General features: G+C 61.7%; 21 protein-coding genes. 14 read left to right on the plus strand and 7 right to left on the minus strand.

Features of this window, described 5'->3' with window-relative positions:
- Positions 1-32: 32 nt before the first annotated feature.
- The gene (locus QTL56_RS05990) at positions 33-905 is read right to left on the minus strand and encodes a GGDEF domain-containing protein (protein WP_245136689.1); all 873 of its coding nucleotides are present in this window, start codon (positions 903-905) and stop codon (positions 33-35) included.
- 174 nt (positions 906-1,079) lie between these two features.
- Between QTL56_RS05990 and QTL56_RS05995 the strand changes: the two genes are divergently transcribed.
- Both QTL56_RS05995 and QTL56_RS06000 read left to right on the plus strand, forming a co-directional pair.
- A complete protein-coding gene (locus tag QTL56_RS05995; RefSeq protein WP_245136688.1) occupies positions 1,080-2,687 on the plus strand; it encodes a fumarate hydratase in 1,608 nt (535 codons plus the stop codon).
- A gap of 216 nt (positions 2,688-2,903) precedes the next feature.
- Positions 2,904-3,968 (plus strand): GGDEF domain-containing protein, encoded by a 1,065-nt coding sequence (locus QTL56_RS06000; RefSeq protein ID WP_245136687.1) that lies wholly within the window; start codon positions 2,904-2,906, stop codon positions 3,966-3,968.
- A 12-nt stretch (positions 3,969-3,980) separates the two neighbouring features.
- Here QTL56_RS06000 and QTL56_RS06005 read toward each other — a convergent pair whose 3' ends face one another.
- Together QTL56_RS06005 and QTL56_RS06010 are read right to left on the minus strand one after the other, a co-directional pair.
- On the minus strand, positions 3,981-4,589 hold the full coding sequence (locus tag QTL56_RS06005; protein WP_245136686.1) for a pyridoxamine 5'-phosphate oxidase family protein: 609 nt from the start codon (positions 4,587-4,589) through the stop codon (positions 3,981-3,983).
- Positions 4,590-4,658: 69 nt separating this feature from the next.
- A complete protein-coding gene (locus tag QTL56_RS06010) occupies positions 4,659-5,585 on the minus strand; it encodes an alpha/beta hydrolase (RefSeq protein WP_245136685.1) in 927 nt (308 codons plus the stop codon).
- A gap of 47 nt (positions 5,586-5,632) precedes the next feature.
- Here QTL56_RS06010 and QTL56_RS06015 point away from each other — a divergent pair, with 47 nt between their 5' ends.
- A complete protein-coding gene (locus QTL56_RS06015) occupies positions 5,633-6,124 on the plus strand; it encodes a MarR family winged helix-turn-helix transcriptional regulator (RefSeq protein ID WP_245136684.1) in 492 nt (163 codons plus the stop codon).
- Here QTL56_RS06015 and QTL56_RS06020 read toward each other — a convergent pair.
- Positions 6,105-6,467: a gamma-butyrobetaine hydroxylase family protein gene (locus QTL56_RS06020; RefSeq protein WP_245136683.1), complete on the minus strand. Its 363-nt coding sequence runs from the start codon at positions 6,465-6,467 to the stop codon at positions 6,105-6,107. The two genes, QTL56_RS06015 and QTL56_RS06020, sit on opposite strands and share 20 nt — an antisense overlap.
- A gap of 206 nt (positions 6,468-6,673) precedes the next feature.
- On the opposite strand from QTL56_RS06020, the gene moaA reads away from it, so the two are divergent.
- On the plus strand, positions 6,674-7,660 hold the full coding sequence (gene moaA / locus QTL56_RS06025; RefSeq protein ID WP_229575754.1) for a GTP 3',8-cyclase MoaA: 987 nt from the start codon (positions 6,674-6,676) through the stop codon (positions 7,658-7,660).
- A 25-nt stretch (positions 7,661-7,685) separates the two neighbouring features.
- On the opposite strand, the gene QTL56_RS06030 is transcribed toward moaA, so the two are convergent.
- Positions 7,686-10,220, minus strand: coding sequence for a methyl-accepting chemotaxis protein (locus tag QTL56_RS06030; protein ID WP_245136682.1), 2,535 nt, complete (start codon positions 10,218-10,220; stop codon positions 7,686-7,688).
- A 231-nt stretch (positions 10,221-10,451) separates the two neighbouring features.
- Here QTL56_RS06030 and QTL56_RS06035 point away from each other — a divergent pair, with 231 nt between their 5' ends.
- Genes QTL56_RS06035 through mobB form a run of 4 tightly spaced genes read left to right on the plus strand, consistent with a single transcriptional unit; the run spans position 10,452 to position 13,741 of the window.
- Positions 10,452-11,357, plus strand: coding sequence for a DMT family transporter (locus QTL56_RS06035; RefSeq protein ID WP_245136681.1), 906 nt, complete (start codon positions 10,452-10,454; stop codon positions 11,355-11,357).
- A gap of 29 nt (positions 11,358-11,386) precedes the next feature.
- Entirely contained in the window at positions 11,387-12,592 is a 1,206-nt protein-coding gene (locus tag QTL56_RS06040) for a multidrug effflux MFS transporter (RefSeq protein WP_245136680.1), read from the plus strand.
- Positions 12,593-12,596: 4 nt separating this feature from the next.
- Positions 12,597-13,223, plus strand: coding sequence for a molybdenum cofactor guanylyltransferase MobA (gene mobA, locus QTL56_RS06045; RefSeq protein WP_245136679.1), 627 nt, complete (start codon positions 12,597-12,599; stop codon positions 13,221-13,223).
- On the plus strand, positions 13,220-13,741 hold the full coding sequence (gene mobB, locus QTL56_RS06050) for a molybdopterin-guanine dinucleotide biosynthesis protein B (protein WP_245136678.1): 522 nt from the start codon (positions 13,220-13,222) through the stop codon (positions 13,739-13,741). Before mobA ends, mobB begins: the two co-directional genes overlap by 4 nt.
- Before the next feature lie 73 nt (positions 13,742-13,814).
- Here the strand turns inward: mobB and QTL56_RS06055 are convergent, their stop codons facing one another.
- The gene (locus tag QTL56_RS06055; RefSeq protein WP_245136677.1) at positions 13,815-16,181 is read right to left on the minus strand and encodes an OmpA family protein; all 2,367 of its coding nucleotides are present in this window, start codon (positions 16,179-16,181) and stop codon (positions 13,815-13,817) included.
- Positions 16,182-16,536: 355 nt separating this feature from the next.
- Here QTL56_RS06055 and QTL56_RS06060 point away from each other — a divergent pair, with 355 nt between their 5' ends.
- The 4 genes from QTL56_RS06060 to QTL56_RS06075 all read left to right on the plus strand — a co-directional run bounded on the left by QTL56_RS06060 (position 16,537) and on the right by QTL56_RS06075 (position 19,486).
- Positions 16,537-17,310, plus strand: a complete 774-nt coding sequence (locus tag QTL56_RS06060; RefSeq protein WP_245136676.1) for an ABC transporter substrate-binding protein — start codon at positions 16,537-16,539, stop codon at positions 17,308-17,310.
- A 109-nt stretch (positions 17,311-17,419) separates the two neighbouring features.
- Positions 17,420-18,223, plus strand: a complete 804-nt coding sequence (locus QTL56_RS06065) for an ABC transporter permease (protein ID WP_229575704.1) — start codon at positions 17,420-17,422, stop codon at positions 18,221-18,223.
- Positions 18,220-19,050: an ABC transporter permease gene (locus QTL56_RS06070; RefSeq protein WP_245136675.1), complete on the plus strand. Its 831-nt coding sequence runs from the start codon at positions 18,220-18,222 to the stop codon at positions 19,048-19,050. The genes QTL56_RS06065 and QTL56_RS06070 overlap by 4 nt, the downstream gene beginning before the upstream one ends.
- Positions 19,051-19,219: 169 nt before the next feature.
- Positions 19,220-19,486, plus strand: coding sequence for an usg protein (locus QTL56_RS06075; RefSeq protein ID WP_006726048.1), 267 nt, complete (start codon positions 19,220-19,222; stop codon positions 19,484-19,486).
- Between the two features lie 14 nt (positions 19,487-19,500).
- On the opposite strand, the gene QTL56_RS06080 is transcribed toward QTL56_RS06075, so the two are convergent.
- The gene (locus QTL56_RS06080) at positions 19,501-20,238 is read right to left on the minus strand and encodes a DUF2270 domain-containing protein (RefSeq protein WP_245136674.1); all 738 of its coding nucleotides are present in this window, start codon (positions 20,236-20,238) and stop codon (positions 19,501-19,503) included.
- 127 nt (positions 20,239-20,365) lie between these two features.
- On the opposite strand from QTL56_RS06080, the gene QTL56_RS06085 reads away from it, so the two are divergent.
- Both QTL56_RS06085 and QTL56_RS06090 read left to right on the plus strand, forming a co-directional pair.
- Positions 20,366-21,184: a class I SAM-dependent methyltransferase gene (locus QTL56_RS06085; RefSeq protein ID WP_245136673.1), complete on the plus strand. Its 819-nt coding sequence runs from the start codon at positions 20,366-20,368 to the stop codon at positions 21,182-21,184.
- 92 nt (positions 21,185-21,276) lie between these two features.
- Positions 21,277-22,842 carry a hypothetical protein gene (locus tag QTL56_RS06090; protein ID WP_245136672.1) on the plus strand — a complete coding sequence of 522 codons (1,566 nt, stop codon included), beginning with the start codon at positions 21,277-21,279 and terminating at the stop codon, positions 22,840-22,842.
- Positions 22,843-22,895 lie beyond the last annotated feature (53 nt).

Raw genomic sequence — 22,895 nt, forward strand, 5'->3', positions numbered from 1 at the left:
CGAAATCCCATCCGCCGCATTCGCGCGCCCGCTCAGCGCTGCAACACTTCAAGACCTGTCCGGCGAATATCCTTTGCCCGGAAGAGCGCCATGTCCGCCTGATGCAGCAGGTCGGCCATGGCCTCGTTGCCGCGGCGAATGGCAATCCCGAACGTGACGCGCAGAGTACCGCGTGCCAGGGAGCCGACCTCCAGCTCGGCCACGGCGCGCCTGATGGTCTCGCAACAGGATGAAACAGTGGCCGGCGCATCTCCCGCGAAGACCAGCACGAAAGTCTTGTCGGACATCCGTGCCGCCACCTGCCGGGGTGCAAAATGCTGGCGCACCACATCGCCCACGGCGACGAGCGTGAGATCGACGGTTTCGCGCTCAAGCCCCGCCAGCGGTGCATTGGTTGCTTCCAGCTCGAAAACCGCAACCACGATTTCCGCGCCGCCGCCGCTCTGTCGTGCGAGATTTGCCAGTTGCATGCCATAGGCGGCACTGCCGTTCAGGAGGCCCGTCAGGGGATCGAGCCCCGGCTGGCCCTCGACGCGTTCGGCGAGCGCCGAGATCTCTCCGACCATGCCGCAGACGGCCCGTGTCACGACCGCGATTTCGTCGTCGCCATGTTTGTTGAGGTGTTCGTCCACGAAGGGGCCACCGATACGATAACGGCTGATCGCGAGCGCCAGATCGCGCAGTGGCCGCGTCAGCCACCACATGGTCACGAGACAGGCGATGGTGCCGGCGAGCGTGGCGCCGAGCACGACGAGTCCGATCGTCAGCGCGTCGGATTGCGGCGCCGTTCCGAAATTGATCAGGAGCGCAATCAGCGGAACATGGATGCAGACAAAGCTGATCAGGAATATCTTGGCGACGATCGACCGATGCCATTTTGCTCGGTTGGCGTAGTCCATTGGCATGCCTTGTTTCGCTCCTGCTCTGTCGAACCCAATGACGCTGTCCGCGCGAAGGCGCTTTCCCAGAAGGTCACCCGTCCTGTCAATGCGCAGCGTAAGGCTTTCGGCGCATTGAAATCTTAAGCCCTTGCCCGTAAACCACCGGAATTTCCAGCTTATGCCGCGAAAGGCCCCGTGATGGCAGACGATCTGTTCCCAATTGGCGAAGACCTGACCCCCTATCGCAAGATCACCTCCGACCATGTTTCCGTCGAGACCTTCAAGGGTCAGGAAATGCTGACCGTCGAGCCCGAAGGCTTGCGCCTGCTGGCCGAGACCGCGCTGTCGGACATCAACCATCTCCTGCGTCCCGGCCATCTGAAGCAATTGGCCTCGATCCTCGAGGACCCCGAGGCGACCGACAACGACCGTTTCGTTGCATTCGATCTCCTGAAGAACGCCAACATTGCCGCCGGCGGCATCCTGCCCATGTGTCAGGACACGGGCACCGCAATCGTCATGGGCAAGAAGGGTCGCCGCGTCTGGACCGACGGGCAGGACTACGCGGCACTGGCCGAAGGCGTGCGTGACGCCTATGAGCGTCGCAACCTGCGCTATTCGCAGCTGGCACCGATCAAGATGTTCGAGGAAAAGAACACCAAGACCAACCTGCCGGCCCAGATCGACCTCTATGAAGAGGGCGAGGATGCCTACAAGTTCTTGTTCATGGCCAAGGGTGGCGGCTCGGCCAACAAGACCTTCCTCTATCAGGGCACCCCCTCGCTTCTGACCCATGACCGCATGATCGACTTCCTCAAGGAGAAGATCCTTACGTTAGGGACGGCAGCCTGTCCGCCCTACCATCTGGCGATCGTCATCGGCGGCCTCTCCGCCGAAATGACCCTGAAGACGGTCAAGCTGGCCTCGGCACGGTATCTCGACGACCTCCCGACCGAAGGCTCGGAAAGTGGCCATGCCTTCCGCGACATCGAAATGGAACAGGAAATCCACAAGCTCACCCAGTCGTTGGGTGTCGGCGCCCAGTTCGGCGGCAAGTATTTCTGTCACGACGTCCGTGTCATCCGTCTGCCCCGCCACGGCGCCTCTCTGCCGATCGGCCTCGGGGTGAGCTGTTCCGCCGACCGTCAGGCCAAGGGCAAGATCACCAGGGATGGCATCTATATCGAACAGCTTGAAACCGATCCGTCGAAATACATGCCCGACATCGACGATACCGCGCTCTCCTCATCGATGGTCAAGATCGACCTGAACCAGCCGATGAGCGCGATCCTCGCAGAACTGACACAGCATCCTGTCAAGACACGCCTGTCGCTGACAGGGACGATCATCGTCGCCCGCGACCTCGCCCATTCCAAGATCCGCGAGCGGCTGGAAAAGGGTGAAGGCATGCCCGACTACATGAAGAACCATCCGGTTTACTACGCGGGCCCCGCAAAGACCCCGACCGGTTACGCCTCCGGCTCCTTCGGCCCGACGACAGCCGGCCGAATGGACAGCTATGTCGACCAGTTCCAGTCCTTCGGTGGCTCCATGGTGATGCTTGCCAAGGGCAACCGCTCGCGCGCCGTGCGCGAGGCCTGCAAGACCCATGGCGGCTTCTATCTCGGCTCGATCGGTGGCCCGGCAGCCCGCCTCGCCCAGGACTGCATCCGCAAGGTCGAGGTTCTGGAATATCCCGAGCTCGGCATGGAAGCCGTCTGGAAGATCGAGGTCGAGGACTTCCCGGCCTTCATCGTGACCGATGACAAGGGCAATGATTTCTTCCAGGAATTCAATCTCGGCTGATTTTTCGACAAAGCCGAGAGAACTGCCGTTGCGGAGGGCAAGCGCCGCAATGGCAGTTATTACTTGTTTCGCAGATACTTAAGGAAAGAAATCGTCAATCGCCCATTTCGAACCGACGACTTATCATTGCGCGACAGTTAAACATTTTCCAATCATTTACCCCTACCTTTATCCAGGCTCTTCACGGGCTGAGTGACGATCACTGGAGTTGGCCGAATGACGACGGCGCCACCGCCAAAGACGCAGGCACCTGACGTTGCGGCACACATCACCTACGCCATGCGCTCGATGGGGGTTGCCCCCATTCCGCGGAACTATGAGCTGTTCTACGAAGCTTATATCGGCTCCAACCCGTCGCTCACCCGCGAACTTGCCGCTCTTGGCGGCAAGGCAACACAAGACGAACTCGACGCCATCGGCGAGCAGTATTTCGGCCATCACCAGACGCGTGTAATCGAAAACGCCCATGGCAAGCTGATCGGCGAACTGGACGGGCTCTTGCGGACCCTGCAACAGGAACAGAACTCGCTGCAGAGCTATAACCGCCTGCTGGGCGAAACCTATCACCGCATCAATTCGAAGAGTGCCAACAGCACCGACATCCTGCGCAGCGCCATCAATATACTGACGGAAGCCACCGGCTCGACCATGGCCCACGGCCAGGAGACAGTGGTTCAAATGTCGCAGCGCTCCCAGGAAATGGACGAGGTCCGGCGCGAACTCGACGAATACAAGCGCATTGCCAATACGGATTCGCTGACCCGCATCGCCAATCGCCGCGCCTTCGACGAGAAATTCGCCGCCGTCTACACGAGCGGCGCCAAACCTCTGGCCGCACTCGTCCTGGCCGATATCGACAATTTCAAGAAGGTCAACGACGCCTACGGCCATCCCGTAGGCGACAAGATCCTGGCAACCGTCGCCACCGTCATCCGGAACAATGTCCGCAAGGACTGTTTCGTCGCAAGAACCGGTGGGGAAGAATTTGCCATCATCGTCGAGGGCAACACCGCTGACGAAATGTTCCAGATATGCGAGCGCATCCGCACTGCTCTGGAAACGACACCCTTCAAGAATTCGAAAACCGGGGTCAATTACGGCCCGATCACCATATCACTGGGCTTCGCCATGGCTGCGGATGCCGAGGATGCCGGCGAACTTTATTCCAGGTCCGATATCGCCCTCTACTGCGCCAAGAATACCGGTCGCAATCGCACGAAGGCTTATGAGGACGGCATGAAAAAGGAATTCGCCAAGAGCTGGCTGATCTACAAGCGCTGAGCGACGGCGGCGCTACCACATGGTCTTGGCCGCTCGCGCGGGCCACTCACGATCATAAGTCTCACGATCGAAGTCCGCCTGGGCTGCCTTCAGCATGTCGCCCGGTGTCGGGAGATCGGCTGCAGCGACCTGTCGCTCCGCATTCCAGAGTTCGGCGCGCAGAATCGCCCGAGCACATTGAAAATAGGCCTCGTCGATCGTCACCACGATGACACTGCGCGGATGGCGCCCCTCCATCTCGAAACTGGCAAGCAGATCAGGCGCGACCGAGACGACGGCTCGTCCGTTGATCCGCATGACGCTGCTGGAGCCGGGAATCAGGAACATCAGCGCCACCCGCGGGTCCCGCACGATGTTGACCAGCGAATCGACGCGGTTGTTGCCGCGCCAATCCGGCAGCGCCAGCGTCTTCTCGTCCTCGATACGAACAACTGCATTGCGGTCGCCCCGAGGGGAACAATCCAATCCCTCCGGCCCGACCGTCGCCAGCGCGACGAAAGGCGACATCTCGATCATCTGCCGGTAGGCGGAAGTCAGATATGTCGTGACCTTGGAGGTCGAGGCTACCGTGACCTCACCATAGATCGCCTTTAACTCCTCGACACTGCTGATGTTCGTCATGACTCGCTCCCACCGTTCCCGGACGGACTATTTCCGACGGACGCGGCTTAGGGAAGTCGCATGACGGCGCTATGACACGGCTCGGGCATCCAAGCGGCCCAGGCTGTCGGCCTCCGTCAGGAAAGACGCGACCGCCCGGATAACCTCGGGCGCACTGACGATCCGGCGGTGACCGTGTCCGTTGGCCCAGAGATGGCGCACATGTGGTGACACACCGATATAGCGCTGCGCATGGCCGACATTCACCTCCTTGTCGTCCTCGGCATGAACGACCAGCAATGGCCTGTCGATCCGCCGCGCCACACCGACACCATCGAGATCGTCCACACGGGCACCGATCAGTTCCATCGCCCTGCCCCTCATTGCACCGATACTGCCGTGTCCGAGGCCGACCATTGCAGCGAAGCCCTGGAATACCTCGCCCATGCTGGACGGCGAGCCGATGAGTGCGATGCGCCCTGGCTGAAACTGGCGAAGATCGGGAAACACGCGCCCCGCAGCCATCATCACCGCGGCCCCGCCGAAGGAATGGCCAACGACACCGTCGAAATGCCCGAAATGCCGCTCGGCCGCCACGATCGCTTCGGCAGCGATCTTCAGATCGAGCCGCCGCCCGCTCGATGCCCCATGACCGGGAAGATCGAGGACGACGACTTCCGCGCCGGTCTCCCGGATGCCGAGGGCAAGATCGGTCAAATATTCCGCCCGCGAACCCCAGCCATGAACGACCAGAACCCGCTTTGTCTCCCCGGTGCTCGGATCCGAGGGCAGATGATGCGCCGCTGCCATCCCCCGTGTCAGGGCGAGACGCACGGTGGGCGCCTGCCGCAGGCGATTGCGCCCCTTGAGAAAGACCTCCGTCGCCTTGGCGCCTTTCGGGCGGCGGGTCGGCGTCCGGCAGAAGAGCTCGAAGGCGAGGCGCCCGGCGAAAGCAGGAGAGAGCTTCTCCAGCTGCGCGAAAGCCAGGCGGGTGACCTTGAGAGGAAAGGATGGCATAGTCAGAGTCCCATCAAATGTTCAATGCTGAACAATAAAGTACAAGAATGAACAAAAAACAAGCCCTCCCCTGGGACCATCCTCGATTTCGCAGCTGGATATCGGTCGCCCGAGCCTGTCAGTTGATGCAGCAAGCCCTGGCCCGCGCCCTCGCGCCCCTCGACATCAAGCCGCCGCATCTCGACATCCTCGTCAACCTCTACCGTTTCGAGGGGATCTCCCAGCAGGAACTGGCCCGCAAGCTGCTCGTCGGACGCTCGAACATGAGCATGTTGCTGCCGCAGATGGAAAAGCGAGGATTGCTGCAGCGTCGGCCCGACCAGAAGGACAAGCGAGTATTGAGGCTTTCCCTGACAGCCGAAGGACGGGCCTTGAGCGAAGAGGCCATGCGCATCCAGACGGAACTCATCGAGCGCACCCTGTCGGCGACACCAGTCGACGAGTGCCAGCGGCTCGCCGACAACATGGACCTGCTCGTTCAGCGCATGCTGTCATCGGATGACATGCAGGATCTGGAAATCAGCGAGGATCGCGGCTGAGGTGCTTCTCGGCGAGTTCCATCTCATAGGCAGCGAATTTCTCGGCACCGCTTTCACCCAGTTCCCGAAGGTAGAGCCAGGTGAAGATGCCGGTATCATGCCCGTCGTCGAAGCCTATCCGCACGGCATAGTTTCCAGTCGGCGTCATCTGCCTGATGCCAACATTGCGCTTGCCAGGCACGGTTACCTTTTGCCCGGGGCCATGCCCCTGAACCTCGGCGGAAGGCGACAGAACCCGCAACATCTCAGCCGGAAGCAATGCCACGACGCCGTCGTTGAAGGTCACTGTCAGGTGACGTCTGTCTTTCGACACTTTCAATTCACTCGGCCAGATCTCGCTCATGCGACCCTCGTCTTGCTTGGTGCGGCTGGTGCAGACCTAGGGCCAACGGCAGGCGTTTGCAATCGGATATCGACGCTGTGCCCGGTGTCAACTTGACGCTTCAAGGACTTGGCCCCACATTGGCTGAAACGGACAGGAGAACCCGGTTGGACCACACACCCGCCGATTGGCACGATGCAGAGCCGCTCGTCGACCGAGCCGCCCCGATGATCGACCCCTTCGGACGGGCGGTCACTTATCTGCGTGTTTCCGTCACGGACAGATGCGATTTCCGCTGCACCTATTGCATGGCGGAGAACATGACCTTCCTGCCGAAGAAGGATCTCCTGACGCTGGAAGAACTCGACCGGCTCTGTTCGGCCTTCATCGCCAAGGGCGTGCGCAAACTGCGCCTCACCGGCGGCGAACCCCTGGTGCGCAAGAATATCATGCATCTGGTGCGCGGCCTGTCGCGTCACATCGGAAGCGGACTGGACGAGTTGACGCTGACCACCAACGGCTCCCAGCTCGCCCGTCATGCGGCCGAACTCGCCGACTGCGGTGTACGCCGCATCAACGTGTCGATCGACACGCTCGACAAAGACAAGTTCAAGACCATCACCCGCTGGGGCGAGCTGGACAAGGTCATGGAAGGCATACGCGCCGCACAGGCCGCCGGCATACACGTCAAGCTGAACGCGGTGGCCCTGAAGGACTTCAACGAGTACGAAATCCCCGAACTCATGCGCTTCGCACACGGCGAGGGCATGGATCTGACCCTGATCGAGACCATGCCCATGGGCGAGACCGATGAGGATCGCACGGAGCAGTATCTGCCTCTTTCTCTGGTGCGACAGCGGCTTGAAGAACAGTTTACGCTTGATGACATTCCCTATCGGACCGGCGGGCCGGCCCGGTATGTCGAGGTTCGGGAAACCGGCGGAAAGCTCGGCTTCATCACGCCGCTCACCCATAATTTCTGCGAAAGCTGCAATCGCGTGCGCCTGACATGCACGGGCACGCTCTACATGTGCCTCGGCCAGGACGACGCCGCAGACCTGCGCACGGCGCTCAGGGCCTCCGATGACGACGCCTATCTGTCGACGGCCATAGATGAAGCCATTTCACGCAAGCCCAAAGGCCACGACTTCATCATCGATCGCAATCACCGCAAGCCGGCAGTGGCGCGGCACATGAGCGTCACCGGCGGCTGAGCGCCGCCGGTTATCTCGCTCCGCCTCAAGCGGACCGACGGAAGCCCGGCACTTCGGCGCGCTGGGTTTCGGTGCGAAAACGCGAGATCTTGTGCATCAGGATGTCGACGCGCTGGCGAAGCCCCTGGATCTCGGCATTGTTCTCCTCGACCATGGCAGCGTTCTGCTGCGTGATCAGTTCGACGTCGCGCACGGCCGACGTAACCTCGCTGATGCCCGTCGCCTGCTCGCGTGTGGCAGCAGAAATGCCCTCCACCAGCGACTGGACCTCTTCGACCTGGTCGATGATCGACTGGAGCGCAGCGCCGGTATTTTCCACCAGCTCGACACCCGAACGCACTTGGCCGCCACTCACGGAGATCAGCGTCTTGATCTCCTTTGCCGCATTGGCGCAGCGCTGCGCAAGATCACGCACCTCCTGCGCAACGACCGCGAAACCGCGACCGGCCTCACCCGCACGGGCTGCCTCGACGCCGGCGTTGAGGGCCAGAAGGTTGGTCTGGAAAGCGATCTCGTCGATGACACCGATGATCGTCGAGATCTTGTCTGACGAACGGCTGATCTCCGCCATCGCCTCCACGGCCTTCCTGACCACCACGCCGGACTGCCGGGCATGGTCACGAGCCGACTGTACGGACTGGGCCGTGCGCCCTGCCCCGTCGGCCGTCGTCCTGACGACATCGCTCAGATGCGAAAGCGCGCGGACGCTCTCCTCGAGCGCCGCCGCCTGCTGCTCGGTCCGCCGCGCCAGATCGTCGGCGGACACGGCCAGGTTCTCCGTGCCGGCATTGATGTCGCTGCTGGCGGCCCGCACGTCTTCGAGCGTGGCACGCAGTGCCTCGACCGCCTCGTTGTAAGTGGATGCCATGGCAACGAAGTCCGCCGGCAGATCGTCGTCCATGGAGACGTTCAGCTGCCCGTTCGCCAGCGCCTCGAGGACGGACGACAGCGCTTCCAGGGCCGAGCGCTGGTCGGCCTCGACGCGCGCCCTCTCATGAGCGCGCTGTGCGCTCTCATGCTCGGACTGCGCACGGGCGGCTTCCGCCTCGCCCTCGAGCCGCTTGTTTTCAAGCGCTGCATCGCGGAATACGGTGACCGAACGCACCATGTCGCCAATCTCGTCGCCGCGATTGCGTCCCTCGATCGGCACCGAGAGATCACCACTCGCCAGCCGTGACATGACGCTGGTGATGCGCTTCAACGGCGCCCGCAGCGTCTCGATCAACATCAGGCCGCCGATGATCGCGAGCAGCGTGCCCACAACCATGGTAATGACCGAGATCGTGGCTGATCTTTCACTGTCCTCGCGCCCGATTTCCTGGGCCTGGCTGACAAAATTGCGCAGCGATTCCATCGCAGCAGAGACCGAGGCATCGGCGGCCAGACGATTTTCCCGCCAGTCACGGGCGGCATCGAGACGGGCCTGCGAGTTCTCCGTGATCGAGGCGAGATGCGGCGCTATCTTCTGCGGAAAGTCACGCAGGGCGCTGTTCTTCGCGCCCAGTTCCGAAATGCGCGCCGCGACGTTCTGAAGCCGGCCCACATCGCCAATCACCACTGCGCGGCTCTTATCGTCGAGGGAACCGAGCATCTGCTGAACGCGGAGCTCCAGCGTTGCGATATCGAGCGCCGCCGTATCGACCAGCGCCATCAGTTCTTTTTGCTCGCCGACGAGCTTGTCGAGACTGACGAAGCGGTCGGCAGCGATGTCGCTGTTCTTCGCCGCCTGCAGGGTAATTTTCTGTTCGATCTCGACCAGTTCGGCAAGCACCCGTCCGAGCTCTTGCGCCCTGGCATCGTCAGGACCGGAATTCGCGAGAATCGCCTCAACCTTCTGGATCGCAGTGGCAACGTCAGCGACAAGCACTTTGCCTTTGCTGGATGCGATTTCCTCGGCCTTGGCCAGATCCTTCTTCATCGGCCCGAGATAGAGCTTGGCCTCGGACAGCTGCTCCTCAGGCGTAAACGCCATCTGCACGCCGACACGCAGCTTGCCCAGACGGTCGAGCAGAGACTTGAAGGCGGAGGCGTCGAACAGCAACTCCTTGGCGAAGCGCTCCTTGCCCGAAAGATCGGTGCGGACGAAATCGACCTGCTTGACGATCTGCTGGCTCTCCGCCTGCAGTGCCGCTACAGCAGCGGTCAGCCCGGCGTCGAGTTCCTCCCGCCGCACCTTGCCATCCCAGAGTATATCAGTCTGCCCGCGCATCTCGGTCGGCAATCCCGTCAAGGCGGAGAGATCGGCCGTCTGCGCCTGCCCTGCCAACACGCCGTTGAGTACGGCGAGCCCCTTCTCCTGCCCTTCAATTGCCGCGACGAGAGCCTGCCGGCTCTGTTCGGTCGGATCGAGACTGAATTCCTGCAACCCCTGCTGAAGGGCCTCCAGGTCACTGATATTGCCGATCGTGGCGCGGGTGACCGTCATGTGACCGTTAAGGGTGGTGGCAGTCCAGTAGCCCAGAAGACCGACACCGGCCATGAGCAGGACGAGAGGAACGACAAAAAGCAAAACCTTGGTGACGATCCTGCGGCTTTGCAGGAGGCGATCGATAAAACTCATGAGACCCTCTGAAAGGCCGACGCCCGCGAAATCATCGCGCAGGTTGAAGTATGGGGCAGAGCCACCTCATGCGGCACCGGTTCCATTCTTGTCTTCGGGAGCTTGAACAAAGGTTAACCCTGCAACCGCCTTTTGGCAGTGCAGCATGTTTTGCCGTCCGGGACAGCGGAATTCCGGTTTCTACGGTCCCCGGCTTGGGCTAGAACCAGCGCACAGGCACGGGAATCGAGCATGGCATTATCCGAGAACACCCGAGGCGCCCTTCTGATGGCGATCTCGATGGCTGGCTTCACCATCAACGACGCTTTGACGAAATCGGTGACTGCGGACCTGACCGTGGCGCAGATCATGTTCGTGCGCGGGGCCTTCACGGCCATCCTAGTTTACATCGTCGCCCGCCGCATAGGGGGACTGGACCACGTCAGGAATATCCTGCAGCCGATGATCCTCCTGCGCATCCTCTTGGAGACGATCGCAGCCATCGCCTTTCTGGCGGCGCTGGGACAGGTGCCGCTCGCCAATGCCTCCGCGATTCTTCAATCGATGCCCCTCGCCGTGACATTGGGGGCTGCGCTCTTCTTTCAGGAGCCTGTCGGCTGGCGGCGCTGGACAGCAATTGGCGTCGGCTTCCTGGGCGTGCTCGTCATCATACAGCCAGGCCCGGAAGGGTTCACGCTGGCCTCGCTCTACGTCGTCCTGTGCGTCTTCACCGCCGCTGCTCGCGATCTTGTCACCCGCAGGATCGATCCGAAAGTCTCTTCGGTGACCGTGACATTGTTCACGGCCGCCTCGATCTCCTTTGCCGGCCTCCTGCTGATTCCCGCCTTTGGTGGCTGGGAGCCGGTATCGGCGACGGCATACGGGAGGCTGGCCTTCGCCTCGGTCTTCCTCTTTGCAGGCTACCAGGCGATCATCATGGCGATGCGCACCGGTGAAATCTCCTTCATCGCCCCGTTCCGCTACACCAGCCTGCTCTGGGCGATCCTGCTCGGCATCCTGTTTTTCGGAGAAACCCCTGATATCTGGATGATCGTCGGCTCCAGCATCGTCATCGGCTCCGGCCTCTACACATTCTATCGCGAGAACAAGAAAAAGGCGGCGCTCGCCCGCCTCTCCGATCCGTCCTCTCCGGGCTGATCGCGGTCGCCAGCCAAGGACAAGTTCGCGTGCCAGAGCCCTCCCGCTTCCTCGACCCGACAACCGCGCCGCATATCGTCAGCCTCGTGGCGATCGCGGGCCTGTCGGCGTTGACGATGAACATCTTCCTTCCATCGCTTCCGGCAATGGCCACGGACCTCGGCGTTGGCTATGACCGCGTCCAGATTCTTGTTTCCGGCTACATCGCCATGACGGCCTTGGTTCAGCTGATCATTGGCCCCCTTTCGGATCGTTACGGGCGACGGCCGGTCATGATCGGCGCACTGCTTATCCTGATCGCCTCCTCCCTTGTCTGCGTCATCGCGACATCAATCGAGATCCTGACACTCGCCCGCATGGTCCAGACGGCAGTCGTGGCGGGCCTTGTCCTGTCTCGGGCCATCATTCGCGACATGGTGCCGATGGAAGAGGCTGCCTCGATGATCGGTTATGTCACGATGGGCATGACACTGATTCCGATGATCGGCCCGACGCTGGGCGGGCTTCTGAGCGACGCCTTCGGCTGGCGCTCCAACTTCGTGGCGATTCTCATCGCTGCCATTCTCGTGCTGATCCTCGTGCAGCGCGATCTCGGGGAAACCAACCGGCAGAAGAGCGGCAGCTTTTCGGAACAGTTTCGGGCCTGGCCGCGGTTGCTCGCCTCGCCCCGCTTCTGGGGCTACACCATGGCCGGCACCTTCACGTCCGGGGCCTTCTTCGCCTTTCTCGGCGGCGCGCCCTTCGTCGGCGGCACGCTGATGGGCCTGACACCGAGTACGCTTGGCCTGCAATTCATGTTCATCGCCTCCGGCTATATCGCCGGCAACTATCTGTCGGGCCGCTTCGCTCGGCGCGCCGGCATCGACATGATGATGCTCATCGGCGGTGTCGTCGCTCTCGCAGGGGCGACCATCCCCATCCTCTTCTACTCCCTGGGTTTCGTCTCCTCGCTGGCCTTCTTCGCACCGCAGGTCGTCGTCGGCTTCGGCAACGGCTTGTCCCTGCCGAGCACCAATGCGGGCATCGTCAGCGTCCGGCCGGAACTCGCCGGCTCCGCTTCCGGACTGGGCGGCGCGATCACCATGAGTGGCGGCGCCGTCGTCTCCTGGCTCGCCTCGCGCATCCTGACCGTCGAAACAGGTGCCATGCCGCTGCTGCTTGTCATGCTGGCCTGCTGCGTTCTGGCATTGGTGGCGGTAGTGTTCCTGCGCTTTTCGCCGGGAGAGGAAAGGTGAACTGATGGCCGGTTCCGTACGCCTTCCGGGCATCATTCTGGCCGGCGGCCTGTCACGCCGGATGGGTGAGGACAAGGCCTTGATGCGGCTGGAGGGCACGCCACTCGCACTGCATGTCGCCACACGCCTCACCCCTCAGGTGACAACCGTGCTTCTGAACGCGCCGGAGGGACATGCCCTATCCGACAGCCTGCCCCTTTTACCCGACGCGAAGCCGGACAGGCCAGGGCCACTTGCCGGCGTGCTTGCGGGCCTCAAGATCTTTGCCGGCCTACCGGACGCCCCGACCCACATTCTGACCACGCCCTGCGACACGCCCTTTTTACCCCGTGACCTCGTTTTTCGCCTGGCGGAGCAGGCAAGCAGCGGCATGATCGTGATGGCCGCCTGTGCCGGTCGGACCCATCCGGTCACGGCCCTCTGGCCCCTCGCGCTGGAAGAGGATCTGGACGTATGGCTGGACGATCCGGCACATCGCCGGGTCTTCGATTTCGTTGCACGACATCAGAACAGAACGGTCGAGTTCACGCCCCACGACGGCCCGCTCGGACCCGTCGATCCCTTCTTCAATATCAACACGGCAGAGGATTTGGCGCTTGCCAGCGCAATCCTCAAGCGAGGTGCCCTGTGACGACGAACCCGCGCATCTTCGGGATTGCCGGCTGGAAGAATTCCGGCAAGACCGGCCTGGCCGTACGGCTTGTCGAGGAATTCACCAGGCGTGGCTACCGGATTTCGACGATCAAACACGCCCATCATGACTTCGACATCGACAAGGTCGGTGCCGACAGCTATCGCCACCGCGAAGCCGGCGCCCATGAAGTCGTCATCGTCTCCGGCACCCGGTATGCCATCATGCATGAGTTGCGGGGCGCGCCCGAACCGAGCTTCGAAGAAATCCTCTCCCGCATCGGCCCGTCCGACCTCGTGCTGATCGAGGGCTACAAGCGCGAACCGGTACCGAAGATTGAGGCTCGCCGCGCGGGCGCGAGCAATCGCGAGCCACTCGCCCCGACCGATCCGCATATCCGTGCCATCGCGGCGGACCATGAAGTGACGGACACGAACCTGCCCGTCTTCGATCTCGACGACACCAAAGCGATTGCCGATTTCATCGCAGACGTCACGGGACTGCCGCCGAAAGCCTGAAACACCTCGACAAGGAAAAGGGCCGCCGGATTGCTCCGGCGGCCCTTCTTTTGGTCAGCTATTCTGCCGTCGATCAGTCGTTGCTCGATATGCCGGCAGGGCGAACCAGCGTCGTGACGCGGCGGATGGCCACGCGGCGGTTCTGCTGTTCGGCGGCTTCCGTCCGGATCTTCAGGAAGCGCTCGCCATAACCCTGGACCGACATGTTTTCCGGCGGAATGCCGTAGACTTCGGTCAGGAGGTTGGCGACCGTCTCGGCGCGCTGATCCGAAAGGACCAGATTCGAACGATCCGAACCAACCGCATCCGTATGGCCTTCAATCAGGAAGACTTCGCCCGGATCGTTTTCAAGCAGCTTCTCCATGGCCTCGGCAACCTTGCGCAGGGTCCGGGCCTGTTCCAGCGGAACCTCGGCCGAGCCCGACGGGAAGGTGATCGTGTCGAGGTCGATACGACGAACCTTGTCACGGATACGGGCAGACGACTTGACTTCATCGATGGAGTAGACGCGCTCGACACGCTCGACCGGCGGCTGCCCCAGGAATTCGTAGTAGTCACGATCGGGTGAGCGCGTCGTGCTCACGATGTAATCGTTGACCGGAATGGTCAGACGCATCGGCGGCAGGGACAGACCGACATCGACATACATGGTCGGACGTTCGCCCTCCGCTTCCGGCGAATACATCAGGACATATTCACGGCCGCGCGGAGAAATGCGCGAGCGAATGATGATGTCGCCGTAGCGGTTGTAGACCGTGACCAGCTTGCTGCCGTCGGCACGCTCGATGGTTTCGCGGGTGCGGCCGCGCGGCAGTTCCTCGTAGTAGGTCTGTTCCGCATCGTAGCGCAGCCGCTCGCGGTCGTCGCTGCGCACGACGATCTGGTTGCCGACATTGATGACCGTACGATTGTCGACCTGCTCGATCACCCGGATCTCGGTGACCTGATTGACCACGTTGTTCTGGACGATGTTGTTGTTGGTGACATTGTTCGTGACGTTGGTGGTCACCGTGCTGTTCGACACGTTGTTGGTGACAGTGGTCGGCACTTCGAAGGTCGGCGCAGCCTCAAGCGTGGTGCCCTGCTCCGTGATGTTGGCCTGCATGGCCTGCTGATCGACCTTGATCGAATCAGCCTGCGCGGCAGCATCATTTTCCGGCGGCGGAGCGGCTTCTTCCTGAGCACGGAGTTCGCTGCGCTGCTGACGGACTTCCTGGCCGCCGCTGTTGTCGGCGTCCTTGTCGCTGTCGAGAACGGCTGCACCGTTGTCGACCGGCAGAACGACAGTCTCGGAAGACTGGGACGGATCTTCCGCGATCGCCTGCTTTTCTTCAGTGGTCCGCGTGTCGGTGATCTCCTGAACCGGCTGGTCTTCCTGCGGTTCGACGGCGGGCACGACGACCTGTTCGCCTTCCGGCTGGGCGCCTGCCGGAGCATCGTCACCGGTCGCCTGCTGGTCGGCAGGTTGCAGGCCGGCGGGCTGCTCCGCCTGATCGGCCGGAACTTCGCCTTCTGTTGCCGGCTGTTCGCCGGCAGCGTCCTGGCCTGGGCGCAGTTCTTCTTCGGCAGCCGGAGCCTGCTCCCCGGTCGGCTGCGGTGCGGCCTCCTCTGGCGCAGGCTGCTGTTCTTCGGCTGGCTGCTCGGTCACGGGTGCCGGGCATTCTGCCTCGGTGGCAGCTTGCGAGCCATCGGCGCACGTCACGTCCTGCGGCTCTGCTGCTGGCTGGGCCTCTTCAGCCTTCTGCTGCGCCTCTGCCTCGGCTGCACGCTGGGCCTCCGCTTCCGCCTGGGCCTGTGCTTCGGCTTCGGCCGCACGCTGGGCGTCGGCTTCCGTCTGGGCCTGTGCTTCTGCTTCAGCGGCACGCTGGGCTTCGGCTTCCGCCTGGGCTTGCGCTTCCGCTTCAGCCGCACGCTGGGCTTCGGCGTCCGCCTGAGCCTGTGCTTCTGCTTCGGCCGCACGCTGGGCTTCGGCTTCCGCCTGGGCTTGCGCTTCCGCTTCAGCCGCACGCTGGGCTTCGGCTTCCGCCTGGGCCTGTGCTTCCGCTTCAGCCGCACGTTGGGCTTCGGCTTCCGCCTGGGCTTGCGCTTCTGCTTCGGCAGCACGCTGGGCTTCGGCTTCCGCCTGGGCTTGCGCTTCTGCTTCGGCAGCACGCTGGGCCTCGGCTGCGGCCTGGGCCTGCGCTTCGGCTTCCGCCGCGCGACGCTGCTCTTCCTCGGCAGCGGCCTGCGCATCGCGGGCGGCACAGGTGTCCGCATCCGGAGCCTCGGTGCCGTCGTTGCAGACGACGGCCTGGGCAAGCTGGATCAGTTGCTCTTCGGCCTGGCGGGTCTGGCTCTGCCGTTCCGGGTGTCCGGTAACCGAAGCCGCGACGGGCTTTGCGAGCACCGCCACCGACAGCACCGGTATCGCCACCGTGGCCAGCAATCTGTTCTTGAACATATCTTGCGTTTCCTTCCCTCTGCATGGCCACCGATGAAATCATCCGTGCCACACCATTGAATGCGTGCTCGATTACGCGAACCGAAACTGCCGCCAAGCTAGATGTCGCATAATTAACCGTGCCTGAACGGTTGGGAACGACATTTGCTCCATCCGCCGACGCAGAATGGAACAAAAAACTCCCTCTCGCCTGCTAACCGGGCAATTAGCAGCAAATTTTGTCGGCCACGCGGTTTGTTGTTGATTTCGGTGCAAAAACCGGACGAATATTGGGCCAAGTGCTGCCATCAACGCTGCACGATCATGGACAGCTGCATCAAAACAAAAAGCGGCGTCCACCAACAGAGAGGATCTCATGCGTATTCCGACACGTTTTCTGGCCGCAGCTTCGATTGCTGCCCTGTCGCTTTTTGCCGGTTCGGCCATGGCGCAAGAAAAGCTGATCATCGGCACTGAGGGCGCATACCCGCCATTCAACAACCTTGAAGCCGACGGTTCGCTGGTCGGTTTCGACATCGACGTCGCCAAGGCGCTCTGCGAAGAGATGAAGGTGACTTGCGAATTCGTCACCCAGGATTGGGACGGCATCATCCCGGCTCTGCAGGCGAAGAAGTTCGACGCGATCATTGCATCCATGTCGATCACGCCCGAGCGTCTGGAAAAGGTCGACTTCTCCAAGAAGTACTACAACACTCCGCCGGCTGTCGCCGTGCCGAAGGATTCGGACATCGCGGACGTTGCAGGTCTCGCTGGCAAGACCATCGGTGCCCAGTCATCGACGACCCACGCCAACTATGCCGAAAAGCACATGGCCGAGTCGGAGCTGAAGCTCTATCCGACGGCTGACGAGTACAAGCTCGACCTCGAAGGTGGCCGCGTCGATGCCGTCGTCGACGACATCGTTGTTCTCTCCGAATGGCTGAAGTCGGACGCTGGTAGCTGCTGCAAGATCCTGACCCCGCTTCCGGTCGACGTCGAGATCAACGGCGAAGGTGCCGGCATCGCGGTCCGCAAGGGCGAAACCGCACTGGCCGACAAGTTCACGGCCGCTATCGCCGCGATCCGTGCAAACGGCAAATACGAAGAAATCAACAAGAAGTATTTCGATTTCGACGTTTACGGCGAGTAATCGCGCCATCACCTGACAAACGAGTGGCGGAAGTCGAACACTTCCGCCATTTTGCATTTGGACGGCATGACGATCAAAAAGGCGGGAAAAACCGCCAAGGGGGAATGGCATGGGCGGATTGTCTTCCGCGCTCGGCTCGCTTTGGGCCTGGATCAGCTACACGTTTGATCCACTCTGCGGCCCGGTCGGGCTTTTCCGGCTTCTGGCGTCGGACACTCTGGTTAGCTGTGGCGACACGGGCTGGGGCGACGAGATCGCCTTTGGCGTGAAGGTGACGATTTCGTTGGCACTTGTGACCCTGCCGGTTGGCCTTGCCATCGGCTTCCTGATCGCCCTGGCGCGGCAGTCCGACGAATGGAGTCTGAGGGCAGCCACCGGCGTCTACACCACCATCTTCCGCGGCCTGCCCGAGCTCCTGACGCTCTTCATCGTCTATTTCGGTTTCCAGATCCTGGTCCAGTCGGTCCTTACCTGGTTCGGCAGCGAACAGCGGGTCGAGATCAACGCCTTCATCGCCGGCATGATTGCCCTGTCGGTGGTATTCTCATCCTATGCGTCTGAAGTCCTGCTCTCGGCCTTTCAGGCAATCCCGCGCGGTCAGTACGAAGCCGGCAGCGCCGTCGGCCTCTCGCGACGCAAGACGATGTGGTTGATCATCGTGCCGCAGCTGATCCGGATCGCCCTGCCGGGCTTGAGCAATCTCTGGCTTGTGCTGCTGAAGGATACCGCGCTCGTCTCAGTCATCGGCCTTGCCGACATCGTTCGCCAGACAGGCGTTGCTGCCCGCGTGACCAAGGAAGCCTTCCTGTTTTACGGCATCGCCTGCCTGCTCTACCTGATCCTCGCCAGCGTCTCGTCCATCGGACTGAATGCGATTTCCAAATGGGCGAACCGCGCGGAGGTGGGCCGATGACCCATGCTCTGGAAATCATTCCGGCCCGCCCTGCGCCTCCAGCAAGGGTGATCCGCATCACTGTCGCCCGTGTTTTCGGCTATGCTGTTCTGACACTTTGGGCCGTGCTCGGATTATCCCTGGCCTGGTACCTCGTATCGAGCTGGGACCCCGAGAAGATCGCCCGCTACGGCTGGCGTTATATGGACGGCCTCGCCACCACCCTGATGCTGACCTTCGGCTCCATCACACTGGGCGCCGTCCTGTCCTTGCCGGTGGCCTTCGCGCGCATGGCGAAGAACAGACTGCTGAACGCCATTTCCTATGCCTATGTCTACGTCTTCCGCAGCACGCCCATGCTGCTGCAGATCTTCATGATATACTATGGCCTCGGCTCGTTCCGCGCTGAGATCGATGCCGTAGGCCTGTGGTGGTTCTTCCGTGAAGCCTGGTATTGCGCGCTCTTCGCCATGACGCTGAACACGGCGGCCTATCAGGCGGAGATCCTGCGTGGCGCAATCGAAAGCGTCCCGCGCGGACAGACGGAAGGCGCCAAATCGCTCGGCCTGCCGACGTCGATCACCTTCTGGAAGATCATCATGCCCCAGGCGCTGATCGTGGCACTGCGTCCCTATGGCAATGAAATCATCTTCATGATCAAGGGCTCGGCTGTCGTCGCCGTCGTCACGGTCCTCGATCTCATGGGCCAGACGCGATACGCCTTCTCGCGTACCTTCGACTACCAGACCTATCTGTGGGCCGCGATCTTCTACCTCGCGATCGTCGAGGCGCTCCGTCACACCTGGGGGGCTATAGAGGCGCGCCTCACCCGTCACTTGAAGCGATAGTGGCTTTGCGGGCGGCATCTGCCTTGGTGTCGCTCGCCCCCGCTAAGAAATCATTTACCAAACGGTGTTTCCATCATGTCAGGGCCCGCGTTGGTCGCGCCCCCGGTCGGTCGCGGAAGCGTGACGCCGTCCGCACCGATCCCTTGCAACGGGAAACGGAGCAATGGACATGAACAGCGAAATGGAACTGATGCTAAAGGGTTATGGGTTGACCACCGCCCAGATCCTCTACCGCCTGCCGGACCACCCGTCGCTGCTCCAGACCTATATCTGGCAGCACTACGACCTTGCCCCGGACTTTCCAGAGATGCGTGGCTTTTTGCGCTTCTGGCAGGACAAGATCGAGGGCCCTCTCCACTCCGTCACCTACGTGCACAAGAAGATGATCGCGGCCAGCGAATGGCGTTCGCTGAAGGGTGAGTTCATCCTGCACTGAGGGCAGATCTCCAATCAGACATGCACCTCGCCATGGGCAAACTCGCCATCGTCGGGGTTTCGGTGCACGATGGCAAAGAGCAGCGACCCGTAAAAAGCGGCGACCAGCGCCAGCACGATGCCGCCATGCAACGGTCCCAGATGCGCATTCACGACAACCTGCCAGACGTCGCCGACGAACTCGGCCGGCAGTTCACCCTGCTGCAACTTGGGGCTGGAGATCTTCAGCGCCCAGGCGAGAAGCAGGATCAGGTACATCCAGATATAATTTCGCCGGATACGCCGCCGGAGCGCATCTCCATACTCGATCAGGAAGACAGGCTTCCGCAGGCTCGCCGCGATCGCCTCGGCCCAATCGGCCTTGAGCTCCGCCTGTGGGTAGAGCGCCTGGGCAAAGTAGTGCCGCTCCAACTGCCGGACGCGGGCCCGGTAGACATCGAAAAAGCGATAGCGCCGCGCCTCGATCAGCAGAAAGACCGAAATCAACAGCATGGCGAACAGCACCACGCCATGATGCGAGGCGGGGGTGGAAAGGGACACCGACAAGAGACCGGCGACAACCGTCATCGCCCAGTTCGATGTCCGGTCGATCCGGTCGCGCCAGCTGGTCATGCGACCGATTTCGCCCCGATAATAATGGATGATCATGTTGGCCTTTTCGGCCGAACTGGCGGGCAAGGCCGGCGCCTGACGTGCGGGCTCGGCGCTTTCCAACGGCAGGATGCCTGCTTTATCGTCTGTCGTCTGTTCCATGCGTGGCTCCCTGCCCTGAAAACACTGGAAGACCCTGCACGGTTCCGTTTTCATTGCCAAGCCCGTCACGACGGGCTAGACGAGCCGCAAAGGCTGGCAGGAACAGCCACGCAAACAGGAGCCTGACATGGCCAAGATCGACGAAGAAGCCCTGGCGGAAGCCTATAACCGCGCCCTGGCACTCGAAAAAGCCGGCGATATCGAGGCGGCCGTAAACGCCTATCAGGAAGTGCTGGCCATCGATCCCGACGACCACGGTGGCGCCTCGGTCCGGATCGCAGCACTTGGCCGCGGTGAAGCCCCGCCCAAGGCACCTGACGCCTATGTCGAAACACTCTTCGACCAGCATGCGGAAGCGTTCGAGGACATTCTCGTCGAGCAGTTGGGCTATACGGTGCCGATGATGGTGCGCCAGCGGCTTCAGGCCCTCAACCTGGGCCCCTTCAAGCGCCTGCTCGACCTCGGTTGCGGGACCGGCCTGACCGGCGGCACCCTGCGCGACATGGTCGACGACATGACCGGTATCGACATCTCCGAGAAGATGGTCGAAATCGCCCATGAGAAGGATCTCTACGAGACGCTCTACGTCGCAGAACTCGAGGACTTCCTCGAAGACAACGACGACGAGACCTTCGACCTCGTGACCGCCACCGACGTCCTCCCCTATCTTGGCGCTCTCGAGCCGCTGTTCTTCGGCACAGCCGAGAACATGGCAGACGGCGGCATCTTCGTCTTCTCCTCCGAGACGAGGCCCGCGGACGTGATGGCCGGCCGTCCCTTCATGGTCGGACCGCACCAGCGCTTCGTTCATGCCGAGGCCTATGTGCGCGAACGCCTGACCGCGACCGGCTTCGAAATCGTCGAAATCACCGACATCAATGTTCGCATGCAGGACGGAGAACCATCGCCGGGGCATCTCGTCGTGGCGAAAAAGACAGCGGGTTAAATCCAAGGTTGAATTTTCAACCCTGGACTGCATTCGATTAGTAGCAGCCCACCCACAAGAGAATAGGCTTTCCCCAACAACAGGGGGAAGCCATGCAGACAGAAGTTGCCGCCCAAGCTGCCACCGACCCGTCCCTGGCATGGACGGTCGTGGTCGCATTTGCCATATCCCTCATCACCGTATTCGCCCTGATCTTCGGGCGCTACGAAATCAGGCTGCGACGCCTGCGGCTCATTCGCGACTATGTGAAGACCTTTCCTGTCATCGATCTGGGGGAAGAAGGCACCAGCCCATCATTCGAGTTCGTTCGCAGCAAATATGCAGCCGACGTGAGGAGCAAGGGCGAGAGAAGAACGGATGAGGGGATCGAGGAACCGCGCTCGGCCGAGGGTATCATCAGGGAAATCAACGATACGATTTCAAGAACGCGCTTCTTTCTGAACCGTGGCGACCTGCGGCTTTTGGTGGCGGCCCTGCCCTATATGCTCGTGATCACACCGGGTTTCATCCTCGCCTTCTCCGGATTCGGCTGCTTTGAAACCGCGGCAACCTGCCTGGACGGTACGACCTTCAATCTGCTCACGGTCGGCGGCATGAAGTTTTCCGAGCAGACAACCTCCGCCGAGTTGAGGCAACTCGCGGAGAACGTCCTGACGGTTGCCGCGATCACGTTCATTGGCGCTTATCTCTCGTCCTTGCGGTATCTCGTCCAGGCGCTCGCGGTCTTCGACCTAAACGGCTACACGATGATCCGGCAGGCAGCGATGACCGTGATCTCCGTGCTGGCTTCGGCGACGCTCTACCGCGCATTGCCGGATTTAAGTGCCCTGCAGGCGGTGGTGAGCATCGAAAGGACGACGCCCATCGGGGAGCTGCCGGCTCTCTGGATCCTTCTCGGCCTCGCCTTCGGCCTGCTCCCGGGCAGCGTCCTCCAGTTCATCTTGGTGAAGATCGGGACCCAGATCAACTGGATCAAGCAGTCGGACAACCGCTTCATCGACTGGACGAGGGTCGTCCCACTGGACGCCATCGACGGCATAGATTTCTTCACGCGCTTTCGCCTTGAGGAATGCGGGATCTCCGACGTCCAGTCGCTCGCCACTTACAATCCGATCATGCTGCATATCGAGACGCCCTATGGGATCTACCAGACCGTCGACTGGATCGCGCAGGCGCAATTGTGCTGCGTCGTCGGTCTCGACAGGTTCCTGTTGCTGCGACAGTTCAACGTGCGCACGATCTTCGACCTCGAACGAGCCTTGAAGCAGAACCGCAAGGACGACACTGAGGCGGATCAAAAGGCCATCGATGCCTTTGATCGCATCTATGCGTCGGTCCTTTTTGCACCGACTGGTCCGATGAAACATGTCCAGGAGAAGAGTACCGCAAAGTTTCTGATCCCGGGCACAGACGGACAGATCAAGGAAGTCGATGCCAAGGACTTCAGCATCTGGGCGCTCACGACCATCAGTGAAACCAAGGAAATGTCATCACGCGCGATCGAGCACCTGATGGACTGGATCGGCGACGATCTTCATGTCCGCCGCTTGAGACGCCTGTGGAACGAGATTTCGAGTCGTCTCGGACAGCAGAGCGTCGAACTGACGCCGGACCACAAGATCGGCGCCAAACCGGACACCCCGGCTCCGGCTGAATGACCGTCGGGAGACCTTTCGTCCTCTGCTGCCATCGATTATGCATGTCGCATCGC

The sequence above is a fragment of the Peteryoungia algae genome, assembly GCF_030369675.1.
Classification (GTDB): domain Bacteria; phylum Pseudomonadota; class Alphaproteobacteria; order Rhizobiales; family Rhizobiaceae; genus Allorhizobium; species Allorhizobium algae.